The sequence below is a fragment of the Parasphingorhabdus sp. genome, from assembly GCF_049667325.1.
Taxonomy (GTDB): domain Bacteria; phylum Pseudomonadota; class Alphaproteobacteria; order Sphingomonadales; family Sphingomonadaceae; genus Parasphingorhabdus.
This window is the reverse complement of record NZ_JBATHY010000136.1, coordinates 1-6,168: the sequence shown is the minus strand read 5'-3', so window position 1 is coordinate 6,168 and position 6,168 is coordinate 1. Positions and strand designations below refer to the sequence as shown.

The window sequence follows — 6,168 nt, the reverse complement described above, 5'->3', positions numbered from 1 at the left end:
GGTCAGGATCCTCCCGTCCACTTCGGTTGCCGGAACAACTCCGGCAAAGGTGCCGGTCACGAAGGCCTCGTCCCCGCCATATACATCCGTGAGCGAGAAATTCTTCTCGAACACCGGAATGTCATTCTCCCGGCAAATCCGAATGACGTTGGCGCGGGTAATCCCTCCGAGGCAATAATCGCCGCTCGATGTCCAGACTTCACCCTTGCGAACGATGAAGAAATGGGTGCTGTTGCAAGTCGCAACAAAGCCGTGCGGATCGAGCATCAATGCCTCGTCCGCCCCCGCCCGGGTCGCCTGAATGCAGGCGGTGATGCAGTTTAACTTGCTGTGCGAGTTGAGCTTCTGGTCTTGTACCGCCGGATCGCCGCGCCGGACATGGACAGTGAACAGGCGGATGCCATTCTCGACCGTACTCGGCAAAGCTTCCTTATATTCGGGGATGATCACGATCGTCGCGTGGGAAATCACCACGCGCGGATCCTGATAGGGCGTGGAACGGATGCCGCGTGTGACCATCAGTCGAATGTGAACGCCTTCCTGATCCGTCATGCCGTTGGCGCTGATCGTATCGTAGAGGCGGGCCACCAATTCGTCCCGCGAAACCCCGATATCCATCGCAATCGCCTTCGATCCCTCAAGCAGACGGTCGAGATGGGCATCGAGAAAGGCAATCTTGCCCTTGTGCACGCGCAGCCCTTCCCAGACGCCGTCGCCAAGCATGAAACCGCTGTCAAAAACCGAAACCACCGCCTCTGCGCGCAGCTTCATCACGCCATTGACATTGATCAGAATATTTTCATTGCGCGGATCAGCGGTAAAGTCATGCGTGCCCTTGGCCATGGAATCCAACCTTCTGAATTATTGAAAAAGCCCGGTGAACTTTACAAACTTTACAGTGTTAAAAGAAAAGAAATGCACTGCCGCCGGGATCGTCTGTTTTGCGGGTATAACTGGTCTGGAAACGCAGTGGTTCATGGTGCTCAGGCTAGCGCAGAAAGGGGCGTGTAGGAAAGTGAATTGTTCGCCGCTGAAGGGCGGGGTCCGGTTCCTTACCAACACTACATATGCAAGACACGCCCATAAGCATCGAGCACGCTTTCGTGCATCATCTCGCTGAGCGTGGGATGCGGGAACACGGTGTTCATCAGTTCCGCCTCCGTCGTTTCCAGCGTCTTGCCGATGGTATAGCCCTGGATCAGTTCGGTCACTTCCGCGCCGATCATGTGTGCGCCCAGCAATTCGCCGGTCTTGGCGTCGAACACCGTTTTGATGAAACCTTCGGTTTCACCGAGAGCAATCGCCTTGCCATTGCCGATAAAGGGGAATTTTCCCACCTTGACGTCATGGCCCGCTTCCTTGGCTCTGGCTTCGGTCAGGCCGACGCTGGCGATCTGCGGGTGGCAATAGGTACAGCCGGGGATATTGTTGATATCCATGGTGTGTGGATGACCGTCTTTACCCATCGATTTGGCGATAGTCTCGGCCGCAATGACGCCTTCATGACTCGCCTTGTGGGCCAGCCAAGGGCCGGCGGTGCAGTCACCGATCGCATAAATGCCGTCAACATTGGTCCGGCAATGGCCATCAGTCTTGATGTGGGTCCGCTCGTCTGGTGTGACTCCGAGCTGCTCCAGCCCGATCTCTTCGATATTGGGCATGATGCCCACGGCGACGATGACATGGCTGAAGTCATGGCTCTGCTTTTCGCCCTTGCTGTCCTCGATCTCCGCCTTGACGCCTTTGGCATTGGCATCGATGGTCTTCACGCCTGCGCCGGTCATGATCGTCATGCCCTGCTTTTTCAACGACTTCTCGAGGAAAGCTGAGACTTCCTCATCCTCAACCGGCACAATCCGGTCGAGCATTTCGACAACCGTCACATCGACGCCGATATCATTGTAGAAGCTGGCAAATTCGATACCGATCGCGCCGGAGCCGATGACCAGCAATTTGGTCGGCATTTCGGTCGGCGTCATGGCGTGTCGATAGGTCCATATCCGCTTGCCGTCGGCCTTGGCAAAGGGCAGATCGCGGGCGCGGGCGCCAGTCGCGATAATAATATTCTTGGCGGTGAGTTCGGTCTTGCCGCTCTCGCCGGTCACGACGATCTTGTCCTTGGCGGTCAATTTGCCGTCGCCCATATGGACGTCGATCTTGTTCTTCTTCATCAGGCCGGTAACGCCCTGATTAAGCTGTTTCGCCACACCGCGCGAGCGTTTGACAATGGCGTCAAGGTCCGCGCTGATCTTCTCCGCGACCAGACCATAATCGGCCGCATGTTTCATATTGTGAAACACCTCTGCCGAACGGAGCAATGCCTTGGTCGGTATGCAGCCCCAGTTGAGACAAATGCCGCCGAGGCTTTCGCGCTCGACAATCGCGGTTTTGAGGCCGAGTTGCGAGGCGCGGATCGCGGCGACATAGCCACCAGGGCCGGAACCGAGAACGATAAGGTCGTATGCGTTTGCCATATTATACCTTCTGAGGAATTGGTGCTGGTTTGTTTTCGCTATCTACGGCCACGAACGTATAAGTTCCCGAGGCCGCTTTCATCATCTCCTCGCTATGCCGGTCCCGGCGATAGGCTTCTGCCTGGACGGTCATCGAACTGCGGCCGATCTTGGTAAATTCAACAAAGACCGAGAGTTCATCGCCAATGCTCACAGGATGCGTGAAGCGGAGTTCGTCGGCGCCAACCACCACCGACTTGCGCTTGCTGTGCCGCGCGGCCAGTGCGCCGCCGGCCTGTGCCATCTGCCCCATCAGCCAGCCGCCGAATGCGCTGCCATAAGGATTGCCCTCGGTCGGCATAACGATGGTGCGGATTGCCGGGGACATGTTGGCAATGTCCATCAGGCGAGCATCCCCAGCGGGTTCTCGCAAAGCTGCTTGAACACTTTCATCAATTGTGCGCCGTCGGCGCCGTCAATCGCGCGGTGGTCAAAGCTGCCGGTGGCGCTCATGATCGTTGCGATCTGCAGGCTGTCGTCGATAACATAAGGACGCTTCTCGCCCGCGCCGATCGCCATGATCATCGCTTGCGGCGGGTTGATCACCGCGTCGAAATTCTTGATCCCGAACATGCCCATGTTGGAGATGCTGGCGGTGCCGCCCTGATATTCGTGCATCTTGAGCTTGCCATCTTTGGCGCGGCCGGCAAGATCTTTCATTTCGGTCGAAATCGCGCTGAGTGATTTGCTGTCGGCGCTTTTGATAATCGGTGTAATCAGACCGCCTTCTATGCTTACGGCAACCGAGATATCGGCACGCTCGAAGGTCTTGAGCTGGTCGCCTTCGATCGAGACATTGCATTTCGGCACCTGCATCAACGAGACCGCCAGCGCCTTGATCAGCAGATCATTGACCGACAGCTTGATGTCGCGCGGCTCCAGGGTCGCGTTGAGTTCGCTGCGCAATTTGAGCAGCTTGTCGAGCTGGATATCAACGGTGAGATAGATATGCGGGATCGTCTGCTTGGCTTCGGTCAAGCGGCGCGCGATGGTCTTGCGCATGCTGGAGAGTTTTTCCGTGCTGTGCGGAATATCGAAATCGCTGGCAACAGCAAGTGCAGGCGCAGCGCTTGCCGCGGTCCCGCTTTTAGCCGGAGCCGTTCCGTCTTGCGCGGCGTCAATGTCCGCCTTGATAATTCGCCCGCCGGGCCCGGAGCCGGACAACGCCGCCAGATCGACGCCTTTCTGTTCGGCCAGACGCCGCGCCAGCGGGCTGGCCTTCACGCGGCCATCACCGGAATCCGGTGCGGGAGCGGGGCTTGGGGCGACCGCGGTTTCACGCTGATCCGCTTCCCTCTTGTCGACGCCATCGGCATCGCCGCCCTTGTCCTCTTCACGGCGCTCGCTTGTCCGTCGCTCTTCTGATTTTTCCGGTTCCGGCTTTTCCGATTTCTTATTCGCTGCCGGAGCGGCGTCGACATCGCCTGCATCTTCGCCGTCTTCGGCAATGATCGCAATAACTTCACCGACCTTCACATTCTCGGTACCCTCGGCGACAACAATCCTGGCAATCACACCTTCGTCGATAGCTTCGAATTCCATCGTCGCCTTGTCGGTTTCAATCTCTGCCAGCAAATCACCGGATGAAACGCTGTCGCCTTCCTTCACCAACCATTTGGCAAGCGTCCCTTCTTCCATCGTCGGGGAGAGCGCAGGCATTTGGAGATTAATGGGCATGGCCGGTTATCTTTCCTGAATAAGTCCTGTTAGTAGGTCGATCTGTCCAACATTGCGGCAATATCGTCAAGGGCAGTAGCTTGCCTTGTATGCGATTTTATCGCAACAGGTGTTTCTGACGGGGCGAGGAGGGTTCATGCGTACGTATCTGGTAGTGATCGACGAGACCGACGAGGCGAGCATTGCGCTGCGCTTTGCCTCTCGCCGGGCGATGAAGACAAACAGCGCGCTGCATATTCTTGCGCTCGTCGAAAGCGAGGGCTTTGTCGCTTGGGGCGGGGTTCAGGCTACCCTTGAGGAAGAGTCAAAAAGCCGGGCCGAAGCGCTGGTTTCCAGCGCCGCCGGCACATTGTTCGATGAAACGGGCATCCGGCCCTCGATCACCGTCAAGCAGGGCAAGGGACCGAAAGTCGTCCGCGAGATGATGGACGAAGTCGACGGTCTGGCCGCGCTGGTGCTCGGAGCGGCAGCAACCGGTGCGCCGGGACCGCTGGTCAGCCATTTCGCCGCCACAGAGGCAGGGTCACTGCCCTGCCCCGTGATGGTTGTTCCCGGATCCTTGACCAAGGAAGAGATTGACAGGTTAAGCTAGCGCACTTTCCGCCAGTTCGCCGCGTGCCGGGTAATCATTGGCCAGGGCATAATCGATACCCTGCAGCAATTGATCGAGCGGCGGCCGGGTGAAGGGCATGCTCTGGATGCTGGCGAAATAGAGCGTCTGGTCGGGCTTCACGAGCAGCAGCGCCGGTTCGGAGAAAATCTCCGGTTCGTCACTTCCGGGACGGCCGGACGAGACATAGAGATCGAGATCGCGGGCGAGGTCTTCGCTGAGTCCGTAGCCCACCAGCACATCCTTGACGTCCCAATCATCAACCGATTTCTGTGCCCGTTCCTGATCGTCCATGCTGATCGCGACGACGGTGATCCCACGCTCGGCAAAATCACCAAGTTTGCGCTGCAGTTCCCGCAGCTGCATCTTGCAGATCGGGCAATGGAGGCCGCGGTAGAACAACAACAGGGTGAAATTGTCGCCAAGCCGCTGGCTCAGCTGAAACTGGCCACCGTCGGTCATCGGGACGGTGAAATCGGGGACGGGCCGGGTTGGTAGGATATTACGCATCAGGGGGATTCCTTTTTCATTGGCATACCTCCTGTTCAAGCCGAATGGCCGCTTGGTTACAAACAAGAATTACTTTCGGCGGGGCTTGCCTTTATTGCCGCGGAGATTGGCGGGACGTCCGGGCTTGCCCTTGCGATGGGGTTTTCCCTTACCAGCGCGATGCGGAGCAGGACGACCCGCCATATGGTTGGCACCCTCGGCCAGTTCGAACAAGAGGCTGCCGGTGGCGGCATTGGCCTCGACCAGACGCAGTTCGATTTTCTGGCCAATATTATAGGTTGTTCCGCTGTCCATACCGGTAAGCTGCTGTTTCGCTTCGTCATAATCGAACCGTTCGGCACCCAGGGTGCGCACCGGCACCAGACCATCGCCGCCCAGATCATCGACGGTGGCAAAAAATCCGAAATTCTGGACTCCGGTGATCCGGCATTTCACGACCTCGCCGACCCGGTTTGCCAGATGGGCCGAGATATAGCGGTCAATGGTTTCCCATTCCGCCTTCATGGCCCGGCGCTCAAGCTTGGAGATTTTTTCCGAGATCAGCTCGAGGCGCCCAGCTTCTTCGTTGCTCAGACCCGAAAATTCCGGAATCGCGCTGTTTTGCGGCGCCGGCTGTTCGAGTTTGCAGGCGCTGACCAAGGCGCGGTGGACGATAAGGTCGGCATAGCGCCGGATCGGACTGGTGAAATGGGCGTAGCTACCCAGCGACAGGCCGAAATGGCCCATATTGGTATGACCATAATAGGCCTGAGTCTGGCTGCGCAATATCTGTTCCATGACCAGCGGCAGCAGCAATTCGTCATCAACCTGCTCGATCAGATTGTTGAATACCGACGGCTTGATCACCTGTCCCATGGC

Annotated in this window: 7 protein-coding genes; 1 reads left to right on the top strand and 6 read right to left on the bottom strand. The window is 57.7% G+C overall.

All coding sequences use genetic code 11. The annotated features are described in order from the left end of the window. From WBM93_RS06570 to WBM93_RS06555, 4 genes are all read right to left on the bottom strand, one after another. The coding region (locus tag WBM93_RS06570; protein WP_424429811.1) for an aminotransferase class IV at window positions 1–843 on the bottom strand (843 nt) is incomplete at its 3' end. A 218-nt stretch (window positions 844–1,061) separates the two neighbouring features. Continuing rightward, window positions 1,062–2,474, bottom strand: coding sequence for a dihydrolipoyl dehydrogenase (gene lpdA / locus WBM93_RS06565; protein WP_424429808.1), 1,413 nt, complete (start codon window positions 2,472–2,474; stop codon window positions 1,062–1,064). Window position 2,475: 1 nt separating this feature from the next. Further along, on the bottom strand, window positions 2,476–2,856 hold the full coding sequence (locus tag WBM93_RS06560) for an acyl-CoA thioesterase (protein ID WP_424429805.1): 381 nt from the start codon (window positions 2,854–2,856) through the stop codon (window positions 2,476–2,478). Further along, on the bottom strand, window positions 2,856–4,190 hold the full coding sequence (locus WBM93_RS06555; RefSeq protein WP_424429803.1) for a pyruvate dehydrogenase complex dihydrolipoamide acetyltransferase: 1,335 nt from the start codon (window positions 4,188–4,190) through the stop codon (window positions 2,856–2,858). Before WBM93_RS06555 ends, WBM93_RS06560 begins: the two co-directional genes overlap by 1 nt. 136 nt (window positions 4,191–4,326) lie before the next feature. On the opposite strand from WBM93_RS06555, the gene WBM93_RS06550 reads away from it, so the two are divergent. Then, window positions 4,327–4,782, top strand: a complete 456-nt coding sequence (locus WBM93_RS06550) for a universal stress protein (RefSeq protein ID WP_424429800.1) — start codon at window positions 4,327–4,329, stop codon at window positions 4,780–4,782. Here the strand turns inward: WBM93_RS06550 and WBM93_RS06545 are convergent. After that, window positions 4,774–5,310 (bottom strand): peroxiredoxin-like family protein, encoded by a 537-nt coding sequence (locus tag WBM93_RS06545; protein WP_424429797.1) that lies wholly within the window; start codon window positions 5,308–5,310, stop codon window positions 4,774–4,776. The genes WBM93_RS06550 and WBM93_RS06545 overlap by 9 nt on opposite strands. 69 nt (window positions 5,311–5,379) lie before the next feature. Further along, window positions 5,380–6,168, bottom strand: a 789-nt coding sequence (locus WBM93_RS06540) for an RNB domain-containing ribonuclease (RefSeq protein WP_424429794.1), incomplete at its 5' end; no start/stop codon positions are given.

Bases quoted from the DNA above. Each gene is read 5' to 3' on its own strand.
- lpdA (WP_424429808.1), bottom strand. From the start codon at position 2,474: ATGGCAAACGCATACGACCTTATCGTTCTCGGTTCCGGCCCTGGTGGC.
- WBM93_RS06560 (WP_424429805.1), bottom strand. From the start codon at position 2,856: ATGGACATTGCCAACATGTCCCCGGCAATCCGCACCATCGTTATGCCG.
- WBM93_RS06555 (WP_424429803.1), bottom strand. From the start codon at position 4,190: ATGCCCATTAATCTCCAAATGCCTGCGCTCTCCCCGACGATGGAAGAA.
- WBM93_RS06550 (WP_424429800.1), top strand. From the start codon at position 4,327: ATGCGTACGTATCTGGTAGTGATCGACGAGACCGACGAGGCGAGCATT.
- WBM93_RS06545 (WP_424429797.1), bottom strand. From the start codon at position 5,310: ATGCGTAATATCCTACCAACCCGGCCCGTCCCCGATTTCACCGTCCCG.